Origin of the sequence: Aliiglaciecola sp. M165, assembly GCF_007197995.1 — a bacterium.
In the GTDB taxonomy this organism is placed as follows: domain Bacteria; phylum Pseudomonadota; class Gammaproteobacteria; order Enterobacterales; family Alteromonadaceae; genus Aliiglaciecola.
Genome location: NZ_VKKH01000008.1, coordinates 73,717 through 97,050 on the forward strand (window position 1 = coordinate 73,717; position 23,334 = coordinate 97,050).

The window sequence follows — 23,334 nt, forward strand, 5'->3', positions numbered from 1 at the left end:
TTTTTAATCAAAATGCTGCTAATCTTCACAGTAGATTTAAATTTAAAGAGGGAAAACGGGGCAATTGCGCAATGAACTTTGACTATAAAAACCGAATAAGCACCCGAATTAAAGATCAGCCAATAGGAAGGTTGCTTGACAGCCTTCGCATGGAAAGCGCTTTTTTTACCCAATCTAGATTATCCATGCCGTGGGCGTTGAGCATGCCTGCTATGCACAATTGTATGATGTTTCACATCGTTGCAGAAGGTAGTGCATTGTTTCAGGTTGGAAATACAGAAATTCAACTGAACTCAGGCGATTTCATTCTCTTCCCAAAAGGTGAAGGACACGAGTTAAGTGATGGTATCTGTCAATCATTTACGCCTTTAGATGAGTTACCTATCAACGCCGTGACAGAGCGTTATGAAACCCTATCATTCGGAGGTGGGGGGGCGCAAACTACTATGGTTTGCGGCGTGTTACTTTTTCAACATCCGCTGGCGATAAAGCTGTTGGGAATTTTACCGACTTTTATTGTTATCCAGCAAGATAGCGAAACACCTTCAGACATTGTGGATAACATCAGTCGTTTATTAGAAGCCGAAACGAGTACAATTGGTATGGGTGCGGAGGCAGTTATCGCGCGCTTGGCTGATATATTAGTTATCACTGCTATGCGTCAGCATTTGCAGGATCTCAGTGAAGATAAAATCGGTTGGTTGGGAGCGCTGGAAGATGATCGAATTGGTCATGCGTTGAAGCTTATCCACGATAGTCCCGATCATCACTGGTCGTTGGAGGAATTGGCCCATGATGTAGGTATGTCCAGAACGAGCTTTGCACAGCAGTTTAAACGACTGGTTGGTAATACGCCCATGGAGTATTTAACGGAGTGGCGAATGTCTTTGGCCTATTCTAAGTTACAGCTTTCTAAAGACTCTATGTTGGTGATAGCGCTGGATATTGGCTACCAATCTGAAGCGGCATTCTCAAGGGCATTTAAGAAAGTGATAGGCAAAAGCCCAAACGAAGTTAGGAAAGCATACCAGACCTCAACTGTTTAGCCTTTGAGACCAAATTACTCCCTGCCTTTGACGTTACAAAGGCTTGTTGTACCAACCTCATTGGCATTAAAACCTCCTTTGTCTCTATTACTTACAAACATAAGGGCTAGAAAACGCACTTTTGTTAGCCTATCCAAACCTCAGGTTATTTAACTACTAATTCTTCAGAATATACGAATATAAACAGCAAATTCAAACGCCGCGAAAGTGTACGTTCTGCAAAAAATTTTGCTTGCTGAATCAAAAAACAATAGATGGAAAAACTTATGCTTTTCCTCAGGTAATCAATAGAGAGTTTCCTGATGAAAAAAATTTTAATCTCTTTATCTGTAATCGTTATTTTTTCGGGTGCTTTTGGCGCCCTGCGTTTCACAGCATTGTTGCAAGGTTGGTTTTTGACACCCTGGGCAGAGTCTGATGATAGACAGACTTTTACAACCCATTTGAAAAAGAATATCGACGAACACTTAAAAGGGAATGTAGTTTATGGACTCATAGAAGATGGCGAAATTGTGGACAGTTATTTCGCTTCCGTCGGTAAACCTGTAAACGAACAATCAGTATTCGGTGTTGCGTCTGTAGGTAAATGGGTTACTGCGATGGCCGTAATGCGTTTGGTCGACAAGGGGATTTTAGATATAGACGCGCCTGTGTCACAATATTTAAAGCGCTGGCAACTTCCTGCTAGCCAGTTTGATAATGACTTGGTAACGTTACGTCTTTTACTGAGCCATACCGCTGGCATTGAAGACGGGCTTGGCCATAATGGATTTGCTCTCAATGAACCTATCCAGCCTCTGACTGAGCATCTAACCCTTGCCGCTGATGCTGATCCAGGGGTAAATGCCAGAGTCGTTGTGACATTGCCCCCAGGCGAGACATGGAACTACTCTGGTGGTAGCTATAATCTTATTCAATTAATTGTTGAAGATGTCACCCAGCAAAGCTTTCAAGATGCAATGCATCAGTTGTTGTTTGCACCACTTGGTCTACAGAATACACATTTTCAAGTCAATCGCAGCAACCCATTACTCGCTGATTATTATGGCGAAGCTCAAGAAGCTCAACACTACCCAAACTACACTTCTTTAGCTGCAACGGGCTTGTACACAAATTTAACTGAAATACATAAATTAGTCTTAGAAAACCTAGCTGTAGACTTTCGTAACAAAACTTCGTCCTCTTTATTGAGCGAAAAAAGCTTGATTCAGATGCGACGGCCCCAAGCCTTTGTTGGTGGACAACCTATTTGGGGAGCTGGAGTGATGCTGTTTGCGCCTACTGACACAGGTCACATTATAGGCCACGGAGGCAAATCTCCTTATCTCAATGCAACAGTGCGTTTTGACCCCGACAAAGGAGACGGATTTATCATGTTTCAAACCGGAAACGACCAAGCCCTTGCTTCAGATATGGCTACCCAATGGACCTTATGGAAAACCGGTAAACCTGATATTTACCTGGTCAATAATCGAGTGAATAAAGTTGTACAGGACACCATATTAGGGACATTTATAATAATCTCGATTGTGTTGATTTATTGGGGGTGGGCAATTCACGAGGCAAAAAAATATGAAGTTACGCTTTAGGTAAATATTTAGACAGTTTTCAAGCCGCTTTGATCTTTTGAAAAGTTAATATTTGCTTCTAAATTAAACTTATATTCTATGTTTGTAACATCGCCAACCAAAAAGTTGTTCTGGCTCAATTGACCAGTGCAAATTACGAGTTACAGTGTATCGAATGCGACGATTTAAACTATATCGATTTTTTCTGCGACTTACCTAAAACAAATCCAACATGAATCAAACCATGCGAATTTCCTTTGTTTTAATTCTCTTTTCCTGTGTTTGCTCTCCAACGAGTGTTGCGCAGGCCCATTCACTATTCATACAACACGTAATTTACTTGTCTTCTGACGAATTAAAAGGAAGGGGATCAGGCTCGAATGGGATCTTGGAAGCGGCGCGATACATTGAAAAGCAATTCAAACAAATCGGATTAAAACCCTACTCGCAACAAACATATCTGCAACCTGTAGCCATAGCTGATCCAGAGCTGAGAGAGAACAACGTAATTGGTTGGTTGCAAGCAGCAGAAGAAACTTCACGTTCACTTGTTTTTATGGCTCTCTACGATGGGTTGGGTGTACGAACAGGAGGTAGTGAGGGGGACGATGTTATCTTTAACGGTGCGCGAGATAACGCCACCGGTGTGGCCGCATTAATTGAGCTTGCACGACGATTAGCGCAACGGCCAACCATAAATCATAACATTGTTTTCATAGCCACAACTTTGGAAGAAGTGAATTTTGGCGGGAGTCGTCAATATGTGGATTCGCCGCTTTTTCCTTTGCATGATATTTCACTGGTGTTGAATATTGATGGTTTTAACGTCAGCGGACCGAGAAGTGATTTTTTTGTGATGCCTCGTAAGGGTATAAACATGCTTAATGATATCAAGCGTGTTGCGCTTAACCTTGATTGGCAGTATTCGCCGCAAGAATGGGTGGATGTCATGAATCAGAGATTTGATAGTGCTGTCATGCTGTCACATGGTGTTCCAGCAATCACAATATGGACTGGAAATACTTTGAAAAACGGTCAGCCAGCGCCTTCTGTTGCATTGGGCGATATTCACAGTGTTGAAGATGAGATTAATGAGTTTTGGAATTGGGAAGGTGTCGATGCGCATTTATCACTCTATCTAGCCGTGGCGAATTTTTATCTTGAGCATCCCGGGACCGCGAAAGTGACCAAACCAGAATTATTCACGGTACGCCTAAAAGACAAATAAACTGCGAAGTTCAAGTATCGAGTAGTGCAAAAAACGGGGCCGGTCACATTATTTGATTAATTTCAATCAAACCTATTAATACTAAACGGTTCCAATTCAATACTTGATGGTTTTTTACAAACCAATTCCGCGATTAATTTTCCGGTTATTGCTGCTTGGGTCAGACCCAGATGCTGGTGACCAAATGCAAAAAATAATCGATCATGCTTAGGTGCTCTGCCAATTACTGGTAGAGAATCAGGTAGGGAAGGGCGCATTCCCATCCAGTGTTGGCCATCTAAACTTTCAGTAATGTTGATTCCATCAAGCAGTTTTGTGCTGTGCGAAGCCAGAGCAGTCGCGCGCTTTTTGTTACTTTTTGTATTTAGTCCTGCAAATTCTACGGTACCAGCTAACCGCAGTCCGGAAGTCATTGGCGTCATGATAAATTTGCGTTCGTATGAGGCTATCGGACGGTTTATATTAGGGTGGTTTTTGACCATGTAGTGGTATCCGCGTTCGGTATCCAAAGGCACCTTGTATTTCAGTGGTGTAAGCAGCCTTTTGGACCATGCACCAGCAGCAAGGATAGCTGTGTCACAGTGGATAGTTTGCAGGCTAGTACTGATCCTGACTTTTTCCTTTGACTGTTCGATTGAGTGCACATGCTCCTGCACAAACTGGCCTCCTTGGGCCATAAAATATTCAAATAAGGATAAACAGAGTTTTTCAGGGTCTTGAGTGTGGCCCACATCAGGGAAATACAGAGCATAAGTAACGTTACTCGATAGCGAAGGTTCCAAATTTTTTACTTGGCTTCTACTCAACAGTTCTACTCTAATGCCATTGTCTAGGTATTTGTTTTTAATTTGCTCGATAATTTTTAGGTCAGTATTTTCGAAGGTCATCAAACTGCCTTGTTTAATCAACAAATGCGATAATCCTGCTTGTTCCAGCAATTCATCGTATGCCTCTATCGCCTTAATATTTAGGGTTTTCAGGGCTTTGGAATGACGCTTGAAACGCGCTGGTAACATGTTGACAAAAAAACGAATAAACCATGGCATCGCAAATGGCAAATAAGCAAGCCGGATCTTTATTGGGCCATTAGGACTAAACAGCATTTTCGGTATATGTTTCAACAAACCTAGTTCTGCCAAAGGAAAGACCTGTTCTGTAGCAAAATGCCCTGCATTGCCTTTGGAGCAACCTTGAGCGACACCGACTTTATCGATCAGCGTCACCTTAATTCCCTGATTTTGCAATTTTATTGCGCAACACACTCCTATAATTCCTGCTCCGATCACTGCAGTTTCAGGTGCATTCTTAGATTCATTCATTTTGAAATTTCTGTTTTGTGAATTAATTATTGGATATTGTATACAATATACTATAGTATGCAATCCTCATTTAACATTACAGATAAAAGGAGCTAAAACATGTCTATCGAATGGCAGGGCGTGTATCCAGCAGTTACCACCCAATTCAATCAAGATGGCACGATCAATTACGAATCTACCCAAACTATGCTGGACAACCTAATACAAGAAGGTGTTCATGGAATCATTGTTAATGGCACAGTCGGGGAAAATTGTTCGCTGCGCCCAGAAGAAAAGCGTAATGTTATGAAAGCCGCAAAGGAAGTGGTTGATAGTCGTGTGCCTCTATTATCTGGGGTGGCTGAAACCACTACGCAATTTGCGATCGAATATAGTCAGGATGCTGAGAAAATTGGCATTGACGGGTTAATGACTTTGCCAGGTATGGTGTATCGCTCTACCGAGCGTGAAGCCATCAACCATTATCAGCAGATCGCCAGAAACACCTCCTTACCTATTATGGTTTATAACAACCCAGTGACTTATGGTGTCGATCTGACTATTGAAGGCATGAAGGTGCTAGTGGCAGAAAACAACATTGTTGCCGTAAAAGAAGCTACCGAAGATACTCGCCGTATCACTGAATTATTTAACGCCTTTGATGATAGGTTCATTGTTTTTGGCGGTGTTGATGACATTGCATTGGAAAGTTTAATGTTAGGTGCCACGGGGTGGATTTCGGGTTTAACCAACGTATTCCCTCGTGAATCGGTGGCAATTTATGAGCTGGCACAAGCGGGTCGATATGAAGAAGCAAGGGAAATCTGGCGTTGGTTCTTACCTTTATTGCGATTGGACACTATCCCAACACTTGTACAGTGTATTAAGTATGCTGAGCAGCTTGCGGGCAGAGGTAGTGAGGCGGTTAGAGCACCTAGAATGGTCCTTCCAGATGCTGAAAAACGTTATGTAGAGTCCTTGTATGAGCAGGCCTTAGCAACACGCATTGATTTGTCCAAATACGCGTAAGGAGAGGTAAATGCGTAAAGGAACGTTTTTTTGTATCGATGCGCACACATGCGGGAATCCTGTGCGATTGGTAACGAGCGGGCATCCCAATTTGTCGGGCAACAACATGAGCGAGAAGCGACAGTGCTTTGTGCTAAATCATGATTGGATAAGAACTTCATTGATGTTCGAACCCAGAGGACACGACATGATGTCCGGGGCGTTCCTTTATCCTCCTTGTAACGACAATGCAGATGCTTCAATTTTATTTATTGAGACATCTGGCTGCTTACCCATGTGTGGTCACGGCACAATTGGTGCAGTGACAGCAGGATTGGAATCGGGGTTGCTACGCCCTCGACAAGCAGGATTGCTTACTTTAGAAGCTCCGGCAGGCCAAATACGTATTGAATACGAAATGGCAGATGGCAAGGTGCAGTGGGTCAAACTGTACAATGTTGCATCCTATCTGGCACATCATAATGTCGAAATTGACGTGCCTGAACTGGGATATCTGACAGTAGATATCGCCTATGGAGGCAATTTCTACATTATTGTTGAGCCTCAAAATAGCTTTCCAGGTGTTGAGCATTGGAACGCCGATCAAATATTACGATTCAGCCCCATCATCAGAGCAAAAGTCAACGAACAAGTGAGCTGTGTACACCCTCTGGATCATACGGTTAAAGGCGCCTCACATGTGTTATGGACAGGCACACCTTCAAAATCGGATTCTGCTGCAGCCAATGCCGTATTTTATGGTGACAAGGCCATAGACAGATCGCCATGTGGAACAGGAACCAGCGCTCGTATGGCACAACTCTTTGCTAAGGGCAAACTGGCACTTGGACAAGAGTTTGTGCATGAAAGTTATATTGGTAGTCAGTTTGTCGGCTGTATAGAACAAATCACAGCAATTAATGGTATACCGGCGATTTTACCTAGCATTAAAGGTTGGGCGAAAGTTTTTGGGCAAAATTGTATAACAGTTGATGACAGCGATCCCTATGCTGATGGTTTTCAAGTAATTTAGGAGAAAAATAATGGCTCTATCAGGTAAAAACCTCATTGCTGGCCAGTGGGTAACGAACGATGAACAAAACACTTTCAGCGCTTACCTGCCAGCTACCGACGATCTAGGTAAAATACAATTTTATAATGTCAGTTCTGAACAAGTGAATACGGCAGTGGAAGCCGCACAACTCGCTTTCCCTCGCTATCGACGAATTAGTGCTGCTGAACGAGCTTCATTTTTGCAAACAATTGCTGAATCTATCATGTCTTTGGGGGATGAATTACTTCAAATCACTCACATGGAAACAGGCCTTAGTGTTGAGCGTCTGCGTGGTGAAAGGCAGCGCACTATAAATCAACTTAATGCGTTTTCAGTGGAGTTGTTGAACCCTTCTTATACTGATATCGAAGAGCCTGGGGATGAAACGCGTTCACCTGTTCCCAAACCATCAACAAAACTTACGCGCATTCCTCTAGGGCCAGTCGCTGTTTTTGGTGCATCCAATTTTCCCTACGCTTTTTCAACTTTGGGAGGCGACACCGTAGCGGCTCTGGCAGCAGGTTGCCCTGTTGTTGTTAAGGCGCACCCTGCGCATCCGGGGACGAGTGAATTGATGGCTTTAGCAATCCATCATGCAATCGACAAACTAGCGATTCCAAAAGGTGTGTTTTCACAGTTTCACAGCACAGATCCCGTTTTAGCACACCAATTGGTGCGCCACTCTGGTATCAAAGCAGTTGGATTTACTGGATCACAAAAAGTCGCTGAACTATTGATTAAATCTATTCAACTTAGAAGCGACTCAATTCCTTTTTATGGGGAACTGGGAAGCATCAATCCACAGTTCGTTTTCTCTGAAAAGATAAAACATGGTAGTGGTGCATTAGCGCAGCAGCTTTGTCTCTCTTTGTTAATGGGGAATGGGCAATTTTGTACCAGTCCCGGTGTCTGGATCGTGCCGGAAAGTGCGACAGATTTTATTGAAACCTGCAGTACTTTTATGTCTGAACAATATTCAGACACATTACTCACTAAAGGGATCCAGAAAGAGTATGAATCCTCAGTGAGCGCTTTGAAAATGAACAAACAGTTACGAAATATTGCTAATGCAAAACAACTGCAACATTTTCATGGCACCCCGAGTTTATTTGCAACCAATGCTTATCACTTTGTGACCAACGAACAATTACGCAAGGAAGTATTTGGGCCTTGTGCAGTCATTGTCACCTATAAGCAGATTGAAGAGTTACAACAGATTGTCTCTGTCATGGAGGGCCAATTGACGGCAAGCGTTCACGGAACAGAGCGAGATTTTGAAGAACACAAAGACCTTATCGAATCAATAAGTTTTAAAGTGGGGCGGCTCATATATAATCAGATGCCAACAGGGGTCGAAGTTTGCGCGTCAATGAACCATGGTGGTCCTTATCCTGCTTCCACGGATATTCGTTCTACGTCGGTAGGTCAACAAGCCATGAGTCGATTCTTGCGTCCGCTTTGTATTCAAAACTTCTCGGAATAGTAGATTTTTCTGCGTACGAATAATGTTACGCCTATGGACGTTGGGATATTTTAAAGAGGATGGTAGACTGCATACAAAATGCAATCTCTAGTTGGTAACGGTCATATGCAAATTGTGCACAAAACGCGCACACAACTCGTTGTAGAAGCGATACGCGAGAAGATTCTTTGCGGCGAGATTAAAGCCGGTGAGCCCCTTAGACAAGCTGCACTGGCGACCGAGTTAAATGTGAGCCGGATACCTGTTCGTGAAGCTCTGATGCAGTTAGAAGCAGAAGGGTTGGTAAAATTTGAGGCTCACAAAGGAGCTACCGCTTCGGAAATATCCTCCAAACAAGTGTGTGAAGTCTTCGAGTTAAGAGCTTTGTTGGAAGCAGAGTTGTTACGTCATTCTATTGAACGTCTAACAGATGATGATTTTGTTGAGGCCGAGAATTGTCTTGCAAAACTCGAAGACGCTATGGCCGCAGGGGACGCAATGAGTGCGACAGGAGAACTTAATACGCTGTTTCACAATAAGTTGTATAGTCGGGCAGAACGGCCGCAGACGTCGGAAATTGTCGCCTCTCTAAATCAAAGTTGTAGCCGCTATGTTCGAATGCATATTTTGTTAGCTGGGGGGATTGAAACTGCTCCACACGAACACCGAGAATTATTGGATTTGGCAAAAGCGAGAGAGACTCACAAAGCCTGTCACGCCCTTAAAAAACACATTTTGAGTGCCAAAGACGATATCAAAGCACTTCTGATGAAAATGGAAAAAGAAAACCACTAGAGTGTAAAAAGGCCAGATTTGGCCTTTTTTATGCCATGTCGTTTACCAAAACCTTAGCAAAAAGGTTGTTCTAAACTCAATTGTGGATGAGTGAACCAGCTAGCACCCTCTTTAGTAACGTAGAAATGATCTTCCAGCCGTATTCCAAATTCCCCAGGCACCACGATCATAGGTTCATTGGAAAAGCACATACCTTGCGCAAGTTTTGTCTTGTCGCCTTTTACCAGATAGGGACCTTCATGAATGTTCAACCCTATTCCATGGCCTGTGCGGTGAGGTAAGCCTGGCAATTGGTAGTCAGGTCCTAACCCATGTTTGATTAACACCTGACGCGCAGCCCGATCAATTTCTTCACAGGTAACACCTGGCTTAACGGCACGAAATGCCGCCAATTGTGCTTCTTTTTCAATCTCCCAATATTCCTTGATTTTGTTCGACAAATTACCGTACGCGTAGGTGCGTGTGATGTCAGAATGATAACCGTCAACTTGACATCCGGTATCAATAAGCACTAGTGAGTTATCTTGTAAACAGGGATCGCCAGGCACACCATGAGGATGTGATGTTGCATCGGCAAATTGAACTGCGCAAAAATAGCTGCCTCTGTCAGCCCCCAATTGTTTATGAGCTTCATCAATAAAATTGACGACGTCACTTGCTCTGATACCAGGCTGTAAGAAAGTGTAAGCCAACTTGTGCACTTCCAATGTCATATGCATCGCGTGTGTAATAAGCGCGATTTCAGCATCTGATTTGCGTGCTCGTAGGTCTCCTATCAAGGACACTGAAGAATAAATTTGCGTTGCAAATAGCGCATTTTTCAGGTTTTCATACAGCCATAATGGACACTCTGGATCAAGGGCAACGTTTGCCTTAGAACGCGAAGCCAAGATGTTAGCAACCAATGTGGTTGGGTCGTGATGTTCTTCCCAGAATTCGAATGAGCCAGTAACCTTGAGCCGCGCACGCAGTGCTGATTCTTCAAATTTTGGACATATATAAATAATTTCGTCTGTGGTGATCACTACACCTATTAATCGCTCAGACATCGACCAGGTTAAACCAGTGAAGTAGTGCATATTAGTTCCGGCCACCAACATTACTGCTTGAATTCCATCAAATTGCATTGACTGGCGCAACTTTTCAACTCTAGCTCTGAATTCATTTTCGGTAATTGGCGTGGCCGTTGTCAAATTATGAGACAGTGAGTCGGTTTCCAAACGTCTATATAACTCATTGATTTTTTTATACATAGTGTTCTCTTGGTATTCGATAAACCCGTGTCTGATGTTATTCAAGTACTGCTAAATACAGGTGATGTTTCATTGTTCCAGATTTTGCTAGCAAGACAGTATTCGTTCTTAGGAGATTCAATGAACAAACATTATCATTAAATGCCCTATCTCTATTTCACAAAATATGGCCTTAGGCTGAAAATGAAACTCGCTCCCTACATACTTCATATAGATTCCATAATGGTAATATATTACGGATTGTATACAATATGCAATGAATTAAGTTTGTAACGTGAGATTCTGCAAAGTCGCTGTTACCAAGAGTAATCGTGAACATTAAACCTAGTGTGAGTAGCGGTTTTTGAATGCAAATATCCCTTGTTTTGTTCAAGGCTTAATCTGATGTTCGTAAAATCACAATAGAAGTTAATTAAAATCTTTAAATTCAGTTATTTAGATTTACTCGATTCTCGTTCAACCAACTTAGGAACAAAGTGTTGGTGCTGAATAGTGAATTTATTACCTTTTTGACTTCGAGATGCGATGATGTGATTAATCAAAGCTGACGCGGCCTTACCCGCTATTTCGCCCGTGGGTTGGGCTGCAGTGGTCAATTTTGGCCAAGTTTGGCGGCTAAATGGGCTATCTTCAAATCCAGCAATGGCGAGCTGTTCGGGAACATCTAAACCCATTAGTCGAGCAGCAAATAGTGCTCCAGCTGCGATTTCATCGTTACAGCAAAAAATCGCTGTTGGTGGTTGAGGTAGGGCTAACAATTGTTTCGCGCCCTCAATACCAGATTCGAACGTATAGTGTCCTTTAAATACGTAATCTGGAACAAGATCAATATCATGCTCTTCCAACGCCTGAATGTAACCTTTGTAACGTTCAGCGGTCGAATGATGCTCCTCATCACCACTTATAAACGCAATCCTTTGATGTCCTTGGGTAACCATGTGTTCTGTAATGGCCTTTGCAGCCTCACAGTCATGAATAAATACGCAAGGTGAGGTTTGTCCACTTTCATCTGAACCTGAAATGATCCGTACAAAATTCAATTTCATTTCTTCCAATGCGCTTAATACAGAGGGCATCTCAGAAAGGGGAGGGCTGATAACCAGTCCCGCAAGTTGGGAGCGCTCTATCATATTTTTGATTTCGTCAACGATATTGGGTTTGTCTGCTTGGCAGGGGTGGATAATTAATTCGTAACCTTGTCGGCGGCAGGCTTCCAAAATACCATTTTGCATATCTATCACATAATAGGCGTTTGGATTGTCATAAATATAGCCAATGGCGTAGGAGCGAGTAGTCGCCAAATTTCTGGCAGCATGATTAGGTTGGTAATTCAGCTGAGCAATTGCCGCCTCGACTTTTTCTAATGTCTGACCTTTGACAGTTCCTTCTTTGTTGATTACCCGAGATACTGTTTTGAAGGATACACCCGCCAGATCGGCGACATCTTTTATCGTTGCTTTCATTGCTCACCATACTAATTAACCCTAGTTCGGGATAAACGAACCCTAACAGCATCGGTATTTTTACGCCAATAGGCGTAAAAATTTCAATGCTGATCCATAGTTTAGTAACAAACAACGGGCAAGGATATTATTGACAAGTGAAATATATAGATTATTTATATAAAGTCGAATTTCCTAGACCCAAATTGGGATTTACTCGAAATTACGAGTAAATAAAGTAGCCAAATCAAAATTTTTAAACGTTTATTTTTCAATAAGTTAGTTTAAACCTGTTATTTTCTTGTAAAAAAATTTGCAGCTTAATGAAAATTTGCCTATATTCTCAAAACAAATGACAACGCTGTCACCAATTTGCTTTCGATGGCTTGTCATTTTTCACACACTTTCAATGACAACGCTGTCAGTTGTATTGCGGACAGATGTCATTTTTTTAACTACTATAATGACAGCGTTGTCATGTTTGAAATCAGGATAACTAGCATGAAAAAATTAAATCTGAGCAAAATTGCAAAAAGCGTCAAATTCGCTTGTGTGTTGGGCTCTGGGCTTGGATTGGCGTCTATGCCCACGCAAACTGTATTCGCCCAAGAGAGTGCGGATAATAATGTAGAAAAAATTGAAGTACGTGGCATTCGAGCCAGTAGCAAAGAAAACCTAAATCAAAAGCGTTTTGCTAGTGCAGTAGTCGATGTCATAACTGCAGAAGACATAGGAAAATTTCCTGATAAAAACGTGGCTGATACTTTGGCAAGGGTGCCTGGTGTAACAGTAAGCCGTGATTTTGGTGAAGGCGAAGGCGTGACAATTCGTGGTTTTTCTCCAGAGCAGAATACCACCTTGTTAAACGGTCAGGCTGTGGGCACCGCGCAATGGTTTATCTTGCGTAACACAGGTCGTAACTTTAATTTTGAAATGCTTGCATCAGAAATGGTTGCCGGCGTGGAAGTCTATAAATCTCCTCAGGCGGATATTGAAGAAGGGGGCTTGGGCGGCACAGTAATTGTGCATACACGCAAACCACTTGATATGGACTCCGGAACAATTGCCGGGAGTATCGAAGCGGAGTACTCGGATATTTCTGAATCCTGGGACCCTGCCGTGTCGGGAATGTATAGCTGGAAGAATGATGAAGAAACCTTAGGCTTCGTTGTCTCAGCTTCTTTGCGTGATAGACAGGTTGAGAGACATAGTCAAGAAAGTGATTTTGGTTGGTTCGGTCCAGGTATTGCCCGAATTGAACCTGGGTTATCGGCGCCTTCTACACAAGGTGTTGGAAATCCTGGTCCAGAAAAAGGTTCTTTACCTTGGGGCGTAGGTTCTGCGGTGTTTGAACAAGACCGCTCAAGAAAAGGTTTTGATGCGACGTTGCAGTACGCGCCAAATGATAAACTAGATATGAGTCTACACTTTTTACACGCTGAGCTTGAAGCCTCAAACGTCAACTCCAACTTGATAGGTATTCCATTTCGCGGATTGTTTGTTGGCGATGCAAATGCCCGCGAAGGAACAGTATCTAATGGTTTTGTTAACTCATTAAATTATTTTGGCTTGCCTGATCAAGAAGGCTGGGTGCCACAGTTTTTGGCTTACGACGTGATTTACCGTGACGGCTCAAGTATGCAGACGCAAGTACTGGATTTCGAATTAAACTATGCAATGGAAAATGGTCGAGTTCACTTCCAGGCTGGCACAACAACGGGTGATGGTCAGATCAACGATTTCTTCACTGAGTTCTGGGCGGATCCGCGGGATCCTCGCGCTGGCATTATTTTCTCAAATCCTAACCCAACTGCCCATGGTGCATCGATTGATTTTACCGGCGCTAATCCTTGGCTTTCCAATCCAACAGATGAAATGTGGCTTGCTGTGGTCTTCGACCAGCAAAACACTACTGAAGATAAAGAGAATTATGCTCAGCTAGACGTGTCTTTTGATGTCGAGTATGGCGCAATCAATGAGATTAAAGTTGGCGCCAAAATTAAAGATCGGAGCTTCTCTCAATTTCGTATTCGCGATGATTTAGGTAATACGTCTTTGTTTGGTGAAGGAAGTTTAGGGCCAGCTTCTGATTTTTGGACTGGCGAACTGCTTAACGCTGAGCATGGCGGAAACTCTTTGCCCTCTATGCAGTACTTCTTCCCGAATCAAGGACTGATTCGTGATGCATTCGCTGCACTACCAAGTTGCTCCGCTGGCGGAACCGGGCCATGCAGAAACGATGATGTGGTGCAAAATATCGCTAATTTTGAGGTCGATGAAACCCTAACAGCGCTCTATGCCATGGCTAACTTTAGCGGTGACGGTTATCGCGGTAACTTTGGTGTTCGCTATGTCAGTGACGACAGAACTACACATGGTTTTGATGGTGACACGCCTGTTACCTTCGAAGATGATTCGCTCAGCGAGTTTTTACCTAGCATCAACTTGGTGTTTGATCTGAGTGAAGATCTGGTTTTGCGTACTTCAGCCGCTAAAGTATTAACCCGGCCTTCACCGTTTAATTTGGCTCCGTCTTTCAACTTAACCCCGGAAACCGGTCGAGGTCAGGCAGGTAATCCTAATCTTCAACCCATGACCGCCAATCAGTTTGATTTAGGTGTGGAGTGGTATTTTGATGAGGCGTCTATTGTCAGTTTGACCTGGTTCCGCAAAGATATTAGTCAGTTTTTCTTTACCAACACGGTACAAGAAGAAATTAACGGTGTGGTATTCAATCAATTGCAGCGTCCGGAAAATGGCGGAAATTCTAACTATGAAGGGATCGAATTCCAGGTTTTGCATGACTTTGACAATGGATTCGGTGCGTCCTTTAACTACACTTACGTTGATGCCTCAGATGGCGAAGTGCAAAGTGCTGAGTTAATCCCTGCACAAGTAGATGCACAAGGAAATGAGACTGCACCAGCTAGCGCTGCATTGGTGACGCGTAATGTTATGTTCCCTGATGTTTCACAAACTTCATTCAACGTCGGAGGATATTACGAAAACGATTTATTCAGTGCTCGCCTGAACTACACATGGCGTGATGAATACTTCATTTCCAATCCAGGTTTGACGGAGTTTGGCCCGACATTCAGAGATGATTATGGTCAATGGGATGCGCAATTCTCTTATAACGTGACAGAGAATATTACGTTGAAAGTCGAAGCCATAAATATTACTGATGAAATATTCAATAATTATCTGGTTCAGGCAGGCAACAACCCACACCCCGCAGATGGCACGCAAGTGGTGTCAACTGAAGGGCAAAACGGTCGCCGTTTCTTCGTTGGTGCAAATTTCCGCTTCTGATGGTAGAAGGCGGGCATAAGCCCGCCTGATTTACTGGAATTATCTATATGATCCCTCAAACTATTCTCATTGTTGGTGGTGGCACAGCCGGCTGGATGTCAGCCAATTTGCTGAAAAAAAGCTGGCCTACAGTAAAAATCACCTTGGTGGAGTCAGATTCTATTGGCACCATTGGGGTAGGTGAGGGATCCACACCATTTTTAAAGCAGTTTTTTAAACGTATTGGGGCATCCGAACGTGAGTGGATGCCGCAGTGCTTTGCTACCTATAAGGCGGGAATTGAGTTTAGTCGATGGTCTGAAAAACCGGGCTTTACTCACTATTTCCATCCTTTTTTTTCGCAATTGGATATCAAACCAGCCGAGCCATTTTTTCACAATGCCAAGCTACAACGACAAGGTATCGAAGCTGATGCACATCCTGACGCCTATTTTGTTAACGCGCAAATGGCGAAACAATGCAAAGCGCCTTTGGCCAAACGACGACTAAATTTTGATTTAGATTATGGCTATCATTTTGACGCGGGACGCTTGGGACTATGGTTAAAAGATCGGGCCATCGCTGATGGTGTTGAGCATATTATCGATGATGTCACTCAGGTAGAGGTACGTGATTCGGGTGAAATAGCCGCCGTGATTGGGGCTAAGTCAGGTCGCATGGCTGCTGAACTCTACGTAGATTGTAGTGGTTTTAAAGGCTTGCTAATTCAGCAAGCTCTATCGGTCCCGTTTAAATCTTACAAGCAAAACCTTTTTAATGACGCTGCCGTTGCTATTCAAACGCCTCTAGCTGATGAGCAAGATATCCCAACACGCACCTTGTCTACTGCGTTGACCAATGGTTGGGCATGGGAGATACCACTGACCAACCGCGTGGGCAACGGCTACGTTTATTCGTCTGAGCATATTTCTGGCGAACAGGCTGAGGTTGAATTGCGCAGGCATTTGGGCTTGGCAGATGATACCGATATCAGCGCTAAACATTTGAAAATGAAAGTCGGGCGAGTTGAACAGCACTGGGCCAAAAATTGCCTGGCTGTAGGGCTTTCACAAGGGTTCATTGAACCTTTAGAAGCGACTGCCTTGATGTTAGTCCAATTTACATTGGAAAAATTTGTTACAGCAAAACAAAGTTTGCAACAAGAGAGTCTTGTTCGTGACAACTACAATGCTGACATTAATAAAATGATGGAAGGCATTAGAGATTATATCGTTACCCATTATGCTTTGAACTCCAGAACGGATAGTGATTATTGGCGCCGCTGTAGAGAAGACATAGAAGTATCAGATAATCTTCAAGCATTATTTCAGGCATGGAAAAGCCATGAACAGTTTGAAAGTGAACTAAACAAACAAGCATCGCATTTAGTGTATTTAAGACCTTCGTGGTACGTGATTATGGCAGGAATGGGGAATTTTCCCATGGACCTGCTTACACCTAGTCAAGGTCAGGTAGCACCTGTCAATTTATCCAAACAATATTGCATTGATTTAGTGGAAGATCTTTTCCCAAGTCATAAAGCCGTCCTGTCGCAATTAGCTGCAGGGTAAAGAATAGGACCCTTTTGAATGAAATTTTTACTTAAAGCATCGAGTCTTCTCATTACCTTAATTCTCACCGCGTGCGGTGGCAGCGACAACGCACCTGGCGTAAATGTTCAACAGGAAAATCCAGCTCCGGTTCCAACGACCCCACAAACGACAGCTGCACCTAAGCTGAGTTTCAATGACTCAACGGCCGCTAAGCAATTGTCTTTGGTTCACAGTTTTAGCTCAGGCTCTTCAATGACCATGCCGATGATGTATTCTGGTGGTATTGCCGCTGGTGATTACGACAATGATGGGGACATCGATTTGTATTTAATCGCAGGAAGCGGCGGAAATAATGGTCTGTTTCAAAATCAGGGAGACGGCAGCTTTTTAGAGGTCGCCAGTGACGCAGGCGTAGCGATTTCGGGCGTCAAAGGAATAGGGCCAGCTTTTGCAGATATTGACGGAGATGGTTGGCTTGATTTGTTTGTCGGCGGTATTGACGGCCAGCAGCCCACAGTTTTTCTGAATAAACAAGATGGCACTTTCTCAGATGAAACCTCGGCTTCTGGTCTGGTATTTACCGCCCCTAACAGTATTTCAGCTAATTTTGGAGATATCGATCTGGATGGTGATCTGGATATGTTGGTCAGTCATTGGGGAAATCCATTAGAAGAAGGTAAAAGTTTAGAGATTCTTTGGCAGAATAACTCTCAACCAGGGCAGATTCGATTTCAAGATGTAAGCACCGCGTGGGGATTTAATCAAGCGTATTCAGAGCAGATTGACAAAGTGAAAGATGGCGTAAATACAACTGACACGTCCTTTGTGCCGAGTTTGTCAGATATCGATCAAGATGGAGATCTGGATTTATTGTTAGTGTCAGATTTTGGTGAAACCAAGGTACTTCGGAATGACCTGGCTGCAGGCTTTGTAAATATCACAACGTCTCAAATTGATGACCAATTTGGGATGGGCTCAGCTGTGGCAGATATCGATAATGACGGTGACATGGACTGGTACGTTACCAGTATTCATCAAAAAGCCACTTCTAACCAAGCCCGGAACCCATCACAAGGATATACAGGGAATCGCCTTTACATCAACGATGGCCAGGGAAATTTTATCAATCAGGGCTTTGGCTTACAGGTAGCCGATGGTGGTTGGGCTTGGGCGAGTTGTATTGCTGATTTTAATAATGACGGACTTAGCGATATTTTCCATGTCAATGGTTGGGGACAAGACGGTTTAGATTTTGCTCACTACATTGATGACAATTCCCGCTTGTTCTTGCAGCAACCCAATGGCGAATTTATCGAATCTGCACGGGAACTTGGGATCATTGATGCGCGCCAAGGCAGGGCAATAGTCTGCAATGACCTTGATGATGATGGCGACATTGATATCGTTGTCTCTAATAACCAAACTGCAGCGCGGGTATTTGTCAACGAATTGGAATCAGGCTATCACTACGTAACGGTTGTTTTAAAAGGCTTGGCACCGAACATTCAGGCTTTTGGTGCCCGTATTCAGCTGACTACAGCTAGCGGTAAAATCCAGACAAAAGAAATAGGCAGTCATAACCATTTTGCTTCAATGAGTGCTCCTCACGCTCATTTTGGGTTAGCCGAGGAGCGGGGACTGGTCAATATTCAAGTCACCTGGCCGGATGGGAGCATTGGCACCTACAACAATTTGCAAATAGACCGTGTCTGGACGTTGGAGCAAAGTGAATGAACGGCAAATTTAACCTTGCAAGTTATATGTGGTTAGGTTGCAGTTTAACGCTGTTGCTTGTTTTGGCTGGATGCGAGCAGCCTGCACCCACGAAGGAGCTAACGCAAGCAGGTTTAAATCGACTCGCCGAGAGTCTGGATGTGCGTTATCAAGTCATCAGCAACCTGGATGTTGACGACTGTGATCCAAACATTGCCGATGGCAAATGTTATTTGGCCGAATTTCGTTTCCAGTTTAGTGAAGATATTGATAGCTCGAATTGGAGTCTATATTTCAGCCATATCTCTCCCGTGCAGTGGTCTGGCGGTGAAGACTTTAAAGTCGAGCACTTAAACGGTGATCTGCACCGGATCACGCCAAAGGATCCAATTAAAGCTGAGCAAGAGTATGTCTTGCCGATAAAGTCGGCGTTTTGGTCTGTTTCGGAATCAGATTTGATGCCAAATTATTTTGTTGTAGCCCCATCATTGACACCTCAAATTGTGAGCTCGACCCAAGAACAAATAGCTCAAGATAGCCAATTACCCTATTTGCCACATCATTTGGGATTTGAGCAAGAGGAGCAGTTACGCAGAAGTCACAATGATCAGACAAAACTTGCCAGCCCAGAGCAAAATTATTTGGATAATATGCGCAAGTTCCATAGCGCCCCAAAATTACAACCTGACCCTTACCGGGTTATTCCCAAAGTGGTGTCTAAGCAATTCCGTGGTGAGCTTGATGTATCGAAAGGTCTTCGTTTTGACGTTGATAGTCCATGGAAGGAAGCGGGCAGTATCATTTTACAGCAAAGTGGTTTGCTCCTCTTAGCAAATGGAATCCCGGTTAATATACAAATTGATGAAACTCAGGTCTTGGAACCTGAAGCCTATGTGTTGAACATTGATCAACAAGAGATTCACATACAAGCAAAAACGCAAAGTGGCGCATTTTACGCGTTAATGACTTTAGGTTATTTGTACGATGAAAATAAAAATCGTCTGCCAATTGGCCAATTAAGTGATCAACCTGCTTTCCCCTTTCGTGGCCTTCACCTAGATGTCGCACGTAACTTCCACTCTAAAGCCATGGTTCTCAGACTGATTAAAAACATGGCCAGATTTAAATTGAATAAGCTGCATCTTCATCTGGCTGACGATGAAGGTTGGCGTTTGGCGATAGAAGGTCTGCCAGAGTTGACACAAATCGGTGGATATCGTTGTTACGACCCCACAGAACAACAGTGTTTATTGCCGCAACTAGGCAGTGGCCCGCACCGTTATTCCGCTGTGAACGGCTTTTACAGTCGAACAGATTATATTGAGATTTTGCAAAGTGCTAAGGCACATCAGATTGAAGTAATTCCCTCTTTGGATATGCCTGGCCATGCCAGAGCTGCAATTGTCGCCATGCGAGCAAGGTATCAACGATTGATGGATGAAGAGAAACCCGACGAAGCGTCGAAGTTTTTATTGGATGATGAAAACGATCTAACTGAATACCACTCGGTTCAATTTTATTCTGACAATACCATTAACCCCTGTCAGGAATCTTCTTATCGATTTATTGATAAGGTGCTCGATGAGCTGATTGAAATGCATCAAATAGCCGATGCGCCACTTCAGCGATACCACATAGGTGCTGATGAAACGGCTGGCGCTTGGAAGGCATCTCCAGTGTGCAAGGCGTTCCTAAAGCAACACGGTGATGAAGTTAAAGGTGCTGAACATTTATCTGGTTATTTCATTAAGCGTGTCGCCCAAATGGTTGCCGATAAAGGCGTTCTGCCTGGCGCTTGGAGTGACGGGGCAGCGGAAGTGATGGAAGCTGCTGATACACCAAGACTGCAAGTTAATGTTTGGGATACACTATTTTGGGGGGCAGATGATTCAGCAAATCGTTTTGTAAATGCCGAACAGTCGACAGTTTTGTCCATCCCCGATGTACTTTATTTCGATTTCCCTTATCAGGCTGATCCGAAGGAACCGGGATATTATTGGGCGTCCAGAGCCACCGATAGCTACAAAGTGTTTCAATTCATGCCTGAAAATTTAGCGGGTCATGCCAAAATCTGGACAGATCGTATGGGCCAGCAGTACGAGGCCTCACAGCAGGTGCCGTTGAAGCCAAACCAACACATTGAAGGTATTCAAGGTCAGCTCTGGAGTGAAACTGTGCGTAGTGACGAGATGGCGGAATATCTGCTATATCCAAGACTAGTCGCTTTAGCCGAGCGCGCCTGGCATAGCCCTGACTGGGCAGAGTCTAAAGATTCTTCATCCTGGCCTGATGAGAATTATCAATCCGATCTAGCGTCTGATTGGTACTACTTTTCTGAGTCGCTAGCAAGTAAAGCACTACCTTTAATTGAACGGTCAAGTAGTCATTACCGAATACCCGTTCCTGGTGCAAAAATTGAAGCAGGAGAGCTACATATGAATAGCCCTTTGCCTGGTCTAATTTTACAATACCGCCTTAAAAACGAAGAGTGGAAAACATATCAATTTTCTTTCAAGGTATCAGGGAAAATTGAATTGAGATCTTTGCTTCCTGGCGTGTCTCGCTCCAGCAGGATAATAATAATCGAACATTAATTGCTGACTTGAAAAGTTGGTATTTTATCGACAGATAATTACATGACAGCGTTGTCATTTTGATATTTCCATGTCATGATAGATCTTTAATGATTTATGGGTGACTGAGAAAGACTCCATAGGAAACAAGACGATGAAACAGCAAATTCCACTTTATTTGGGTATAGACGGCGGCGGCACAAAGTGCAAGGCCCGCCTGGAAGATGCTCAAGGAAATCTCCTGGGGGAAGGCTTGGCAGGACCAGCAAATCCGGTACGCGGACTCGCGCTAAGTCAACAAGCGGTATTGGACTCAACCCTAATGGCTTTAGAGCAAGCAAAATTAGGACAAGGTCAACTACCTAGTGTTAATGCTTGTTTAGGTTTAGCCGGGGTTAATGTGGCCCTTTATGCCAATCAGTACAAAAATTGGAGGCACCCATTCGCAAAACTGCACGTCATGTCTGATCTACAGGCTGCATGTCTTGGTGCTCACGGAAATCAGGATGGCGCGGTCATTATTTGTGGTACCGGGTTTAATGCTGGCGCTTATATCAATGGTCAATTGACCGAGGTCGGCGGGCATGGGTTTGAGTTGGGTGACCACGCCAGCGGAGCAAGGTTAGGGATTAATGCTGTTCGAAGGGTGTTAGAAGCCATTGATGGTCTTTGTCAACACAGCTCCATGACTAAAGCCATAACATCTTATACAAAATGCAGTAATGCTAGTGCACTGTTTGAGACATATCACAAAGCTACTCCTTCTCAGTTCGCCGCCTTAGCGCCTATAGTGATTCAGTATGCTAAACAGGGAGATGTTCACGCTGTTGAGATAATGCGCACTTGCGCTGCTTATATCGATCTAGTTGTAGAGCGTTTGCAAAAACTTTGTCCTCCAAGGTTTTCAATGATAGGAGGGATCGCAGAACCCATGTTTCAGTGGCTAAACAAAGCATCTCAAGATGCGCTAGTAGACCCACTGCACTCGCCAGAAGAGGGTGCAATTTTGTTCGCTCGAAATAATGAACACTAGACTAGGTAATAATTAAATGACGATCAGTATTATGGCCAAAGAGGCCCGCGAAGCCCCCCAAATAATCGCTCTTCAGTTGCGGCAGAATCAGCAATTGTGCGCTAAATTGGGAGAGCAGATCAGGCAACACCAACCCAAATTTGTTTATATGATAGGCCGCGGATCCTCGGACCATGCAGGGGTATTTGCCAAGTATTTAATTGAAGTCGAATTAGGCCTTCCTGTTACCGCGTCAGCGCCATCTGTTTCCAGTGTTTTTGGCAAAACACTGGCCTTGGAAAGTGCGCTGGTAATTGTGATTTCTCAATCGGGTCGTAGCCCTGATATTTTACGTCAAGCTGAGCAAGCAAAGAATCAGGGTGCGCTGTGTGTGGCATTGGTCAACGATGAATCCTCTCCGCTTACGCAATTAGTTGACGTGGTTGTACCGTTGAAAGCAGGTCCGGAAAAAGCCGTGGCAGCAACAAAAAGTTATCTGGCAACATTAAGTGCAATCTTACAATTCGTTGCGTATTGGAAAGATGACCAAGTAATACTCAACGCTTTACCTGGTCTACCTTCTGCGATGGAGCATGTTGTGAACTCAGCAGAACAACTTAACGCTGAATTTATTCAACAATTAACCCACTGTGTGGTGCTTGGGAGGGGATTTGGATATGCCATCGGACGTGAAATTGCGCTGAAATTAAAAGAGGTGTGTTCTTTACATGCGGAAGCTTTTAGTAGTGCTGAATTTCTCCATGGTCCAGTGACCTTAGTTGCAAGAGGGTTGGCAATCGTTGATATTAGTCTGCGAGATGAAACGCGCGACGTTCACAATCAACAAATAAACGAAGTTGACCGTAGAGGGGCAAAACTGTGCCACCTTGTCTACGAAGGGGAGCTTTTACACCCGAGGTTTGAAGCGATACTCGTATTGCAGCGTTTTTATTTAGATATCGAACATATTGCTCAGACCTTGGGTATGGATCCAGATAGTCCAGCAGGGCTGCTTAAAGTGACACAAACGGTTTAGTA

At 43.7% G+C, this 23,334-nt stretch carries 16 protein-coding genes; 13 read left to right on the forward strand and 3 right to left on the reverse strand.

From position 1 onward, the window contains the following. The first annotated feature begins 71 nt into the window (after positions 1–71). From FM019_RS16755 to FM019_RS16765, 3 genes are all read left to right on the forward strand, one after another. Positions 72–1,046: an AraC family transcriptional regulator gene (locus FM019_RS16755; RefSeq protein WP_143837117.1), complete on the forward strand. Its 975-nt coding sequence runs from the start codon at positions 72–74 to the stop codon at positions 1,044–1,046. Between the two features lie 302 nt (positions 1,047–1,348). Beyond that, a complete protein-coding gene (locus tag FM019_RS16760) occupies positions 1,349–2,635 on the forward strand; it encodes a serine hydrolase domain-containing protein (RefSeq protein ID WP_260681652.1) in 1,287 nt (428 codons plus the stop codon). Positions 2,636–2,954: 319 nt separating this feature from the next. Continuing rightward, the gene (locus tag FM019_RS16765; protein ID WP_185969325.1) at positions 2,955–3,842 is read left to right on the forward strand and encodes a M28 family peptidase; all 888 of its coding nucleotides are present in this window, start codon (positions 2,955–2,957) and stop codon (positions 3,840–3,842) included. A 62-nt stretch (positions 3,843–3,904) separates the two neighbouring features. Here the strand turns inward: FM019_RS16765 and FM019_RS16770 are convergent, their stop codons facing one another. Beyond that, complete coding sequence (locus FM019_RS16770; protein WP_143837119.1) at positions 3,905–5,161, reverse strand: FAD-binding oxidoreductase; 1,257 nt, start codon at positions 5,159–5,161, stop codon at positions 3,905–3,907. A 99-nt stretch (positions 5,162–5,260) separates the two neighbouring features. Here FM019_RS16770 and FM019_RS16775 point away from each other — a divergent pair, with 99 nt between their 5' ends. The 4 genes from FM019_RS16775 to FM019_RS16790 all read left to right on the forward strand — a co-directional run bounded on the left by FM019_RS16775 (position 5,261) and on the right by FM019_RS16790 (position 9,459). Further along, positions 5,261–6,169, forward strand: a complete 909-nt coding sequence (locus FM019_RS16775; RefSeq protein ID WP_143837120.1) for a dihydrodipicolinate synthase family protein — start codon at positions 5,261–5,263, stop codon at positions 6,167–6,169. A gap of 10 nt (positions 6,170–6,179) precedes the next feature. Beyond that, positions 6,180–7,181: a 4-hydroxyproline epimerase gene (locus FM019_RS16780; protein WP_143837121.1), complete on the forward strand. Its 1,002-nt coding sequence runs from the start codon at positions 6,180–6,182 to the stop codon at positions 7,179–7,181. Between the two features lie 10 nt (positions 7,182–7,191). Beyond that, a complete protein-coding gene (locus FM019_RS16785; protein WP_143837122.1) occupies positions 7,192–8,685 on the forward strand; it encodes an aldehyde dehydrogenase (NADP(+)) in 1,494 nt (497 codons plus the stop codon). A 105-nt stretch (positions 8,686–8,790) separates the two neighbouring features. Next, positions 8,791–9,459 (forward strand): GntR family transcriptional regulator, encoded by a 669-nt coding sequence (locus tag FM019_RS16790; protein ID WP_143837254.1) that lies wholly within the window; start codon positions 8,791–8,793, stop codon positions 9,457–9,459. Positions 9,460–9,512: 53 nt separating this feature from the next. On the opposite strand, the gene FM019_RS16795 is transcribed toward FM019_RS16790, so the two are convergent. Both FM019_RS16795 and FM019_RS16800 read right to left on the reverse strand, forming a co-directional pair. Further along, positions 9,513–10,712, reverse strand: a complete 1,200-nt coding sequence (locus tag FM019_RS16795; protein ID WP_143837123.1) for a M24 family metallopeptidase — start codon at positions 10,710–10,712, stop codon at positions 9,513–9,515. 431 nt (positions 10,713–11,143) lie between these two features. Continuing rightward, the gene (locus tag FM019_RS16800) at positions 11,144–12,175 is read right to left on the reverse strand and encodes a LacI family DNA-binding transcriptional regulator (protein ID WP_143837124.1); all 1,032 of its coding nucleotides are present in this window, start codon (positions 12,173–12,175) and stop codon (positions 11,144–11,146) included. Positions 12,176–12,655: 480 nt separating this feature from the next. Here FM019_RS16800 and FM019_RS16805 point away from each other — a divergent pair, with 480 nt between their 5' ends. From FM019_RS16805 to nagB-II, 6 genes are all read left to right on the forward strand, one after another. After that, entirely contained in the window at positions 12,656–15,466 is a 2,811-nt protein-coding gene (locus FM019_RS16805) for a TonB-dependent receptor (protein WP_143837125.1), read from the forward strand. Between the two features lie 47 nt (positions 15,467–15,513). Beyond that, positions 15,514–17,016 carry a tryptophan halogenase family protein gene (locus FM019_RS16810; RefSeq protein ID WP_221934391.1) on the forward strand — a complete coding sequence of 501 codons (1,503 nt, stop codon included), beginning with the start codon at positions 15,514–15,516 and terminating at the stop codon, positions 17,014–17,016. 18 nt (positions 17,017–17,034) lie between these two features. Next, entirely contained in the window at positions 17,035–18,732 is a 1,698-nt protein-coding gene (locus FM019_RS16815; protein ID WP_143837127.1) for a CRTAC1 family protein, read from the forward strand. Beyond that, the gene (locus tag FM019_RS16820) at positions 18,729–21,305 is read left to right on the forward strand and encodes a family 20 glycosylhydrolase (RefSeq protein ID WP_143837128.1); all 2,577 of its coding nucleotides are present in this window, start codon (positions 18,729–18,731) and stop codon (positions 21,303–21,305) included. The genes FM019_RS16815 and FM019_RS16820 overlap by 4 nt, the downstream gene beginning before the upstream one ends. Before the next feature lie 133 nt (positions 21,306–21,438). Continuing rightward, positions 21,439–22,317: a BadF/BadG/BcrA/BcrD ATPase family protein gene (locus FM019_RS16825; RefSeq protein ID WP_143837129.1), complete on the forward strand. Its 879-nt coding sequence runs from the start codon at positions 21,439–21,441 to the stop codon at positions 22,315–22,317. Between the two features lie 16 nt (positions 22,318–22,333). After that, the gene (nagB-II, locus tag FM019_RS16830) at positions 22,334–23,332 is read left to right on the forward strand and encodes a glucosamine-6-phosphate deaminase NagB-II (RefSeq protein ID WP_143837130.1); all 999 of its coding nucleotides are present in this window, start codon (positions 22,334–22,336) and stop codon (positions 23,330–23,332) included. Positions 23,333–23,334 lie beyond the last annotated feature (2 nt).

Bases quoted from the DNA above. Each gene is read 5' to 3' on its own strand.
- FM019_RS16755 (WP_143837117.1), top strand. From the start codon at position 72: ATGAACTTTGACTATAAAAACCGAATAAGCACCCGAATTAAAGATCAG.
- FM019_RS16760 (WP_260681652.1), top strand. From the start codon at position 1,349: ATGAAAAAAATTTTAATCTCTTTATCTGTAATCGTTATTTTTTCGGGT.
- FM019_RS16770 (WP_143837119.1), bottom strand. From the start codon at position 5,161: ATGAATGAATCTAAGAATGCACCTGAAACTGCAGTGATCGGAGCAGGA.
- FM019_RS16775 (WP_143837120.1), top strand. From the start codon at position 5,261: ATGTCTATCGAATGGCAGGGCGTGTATCCAGCAGTTACCACCCAATTC.
- FM019_RS16780 (WP_143837121.1), top strand. From the start codon at position 6,180: ATGCGTAAAGGAACGTTTTTTTGTATCGATGCGCACACATGCGGGAAT.
- FM019_RS16785 (WP_143837122.1), top strand. From the start codon at position 7,192: ATGGCTCTATCAGGTAAAAACCTCATTGCTGGCCAGTGGGTAACGAAC.
- FM019_RS16790 (WP_143837254.1), top strand. From the start codon at position 8,791: ATGCAAATTGTGCACAAAACGCGCACACAACTCGTTGTAGAAGCGATA.
- FM019_RS16795 (WP_143837123.1), bottom strand. From the start codon at position 10,712: ATGTATAAAAAAATCAATGAGTTATATAGACGTTTGGAAACCGACTCA.
- FM019_RS16800 (WP_143837124.1), bottom strand. From the start codon at position 12,175: ATGAAAGCAACGATAAAAGATGTCGCCGATCTGGCGGGTGTATCCTTC.
- FM019_RS16805 (WP_143837125.1), top strand. From the start codon at position 12,656: ATGAAAAAATTAAATCTGAGCAAAATTGCAAAAAGCGTCAAATTCGCT.
- FM019_RS16810 (WP_221934391.1), top strand. From the start codon at position 15,514: ATGATCCCTCAAACTATTCTCATTGTTGGTGGTGGCACAGCCGGCTGG.
- FM019_RS16815 (WP_143837127.1), top strand. From the start codon at position 17,035: ATGAAATTTTTACTTAAAGCATCGAGTCTTCTCATTACCTTAATTCTC.
- FM019_RS16820 (WP_143837128.1), top strand. From the start codon at position 18,729: ATGAACGGCAAATTTAACCTTGCAAGTTATATGTGGTTAGGTTGCAGT.
- FM019_RS16825 (WP_143837129.1), top strand. From the start codon at position 21,439: ATGAAACAGCAAATTCCACTTTATTTGGGTATAGACGGCGGCGGCACA.
- nagB-II (WP_143837130.1), top strand. From the start codon at position 22,334: ATGACGATCAGTATTATGGCCAAAGAGGCCCGCGAAGCCCCCCAAATA.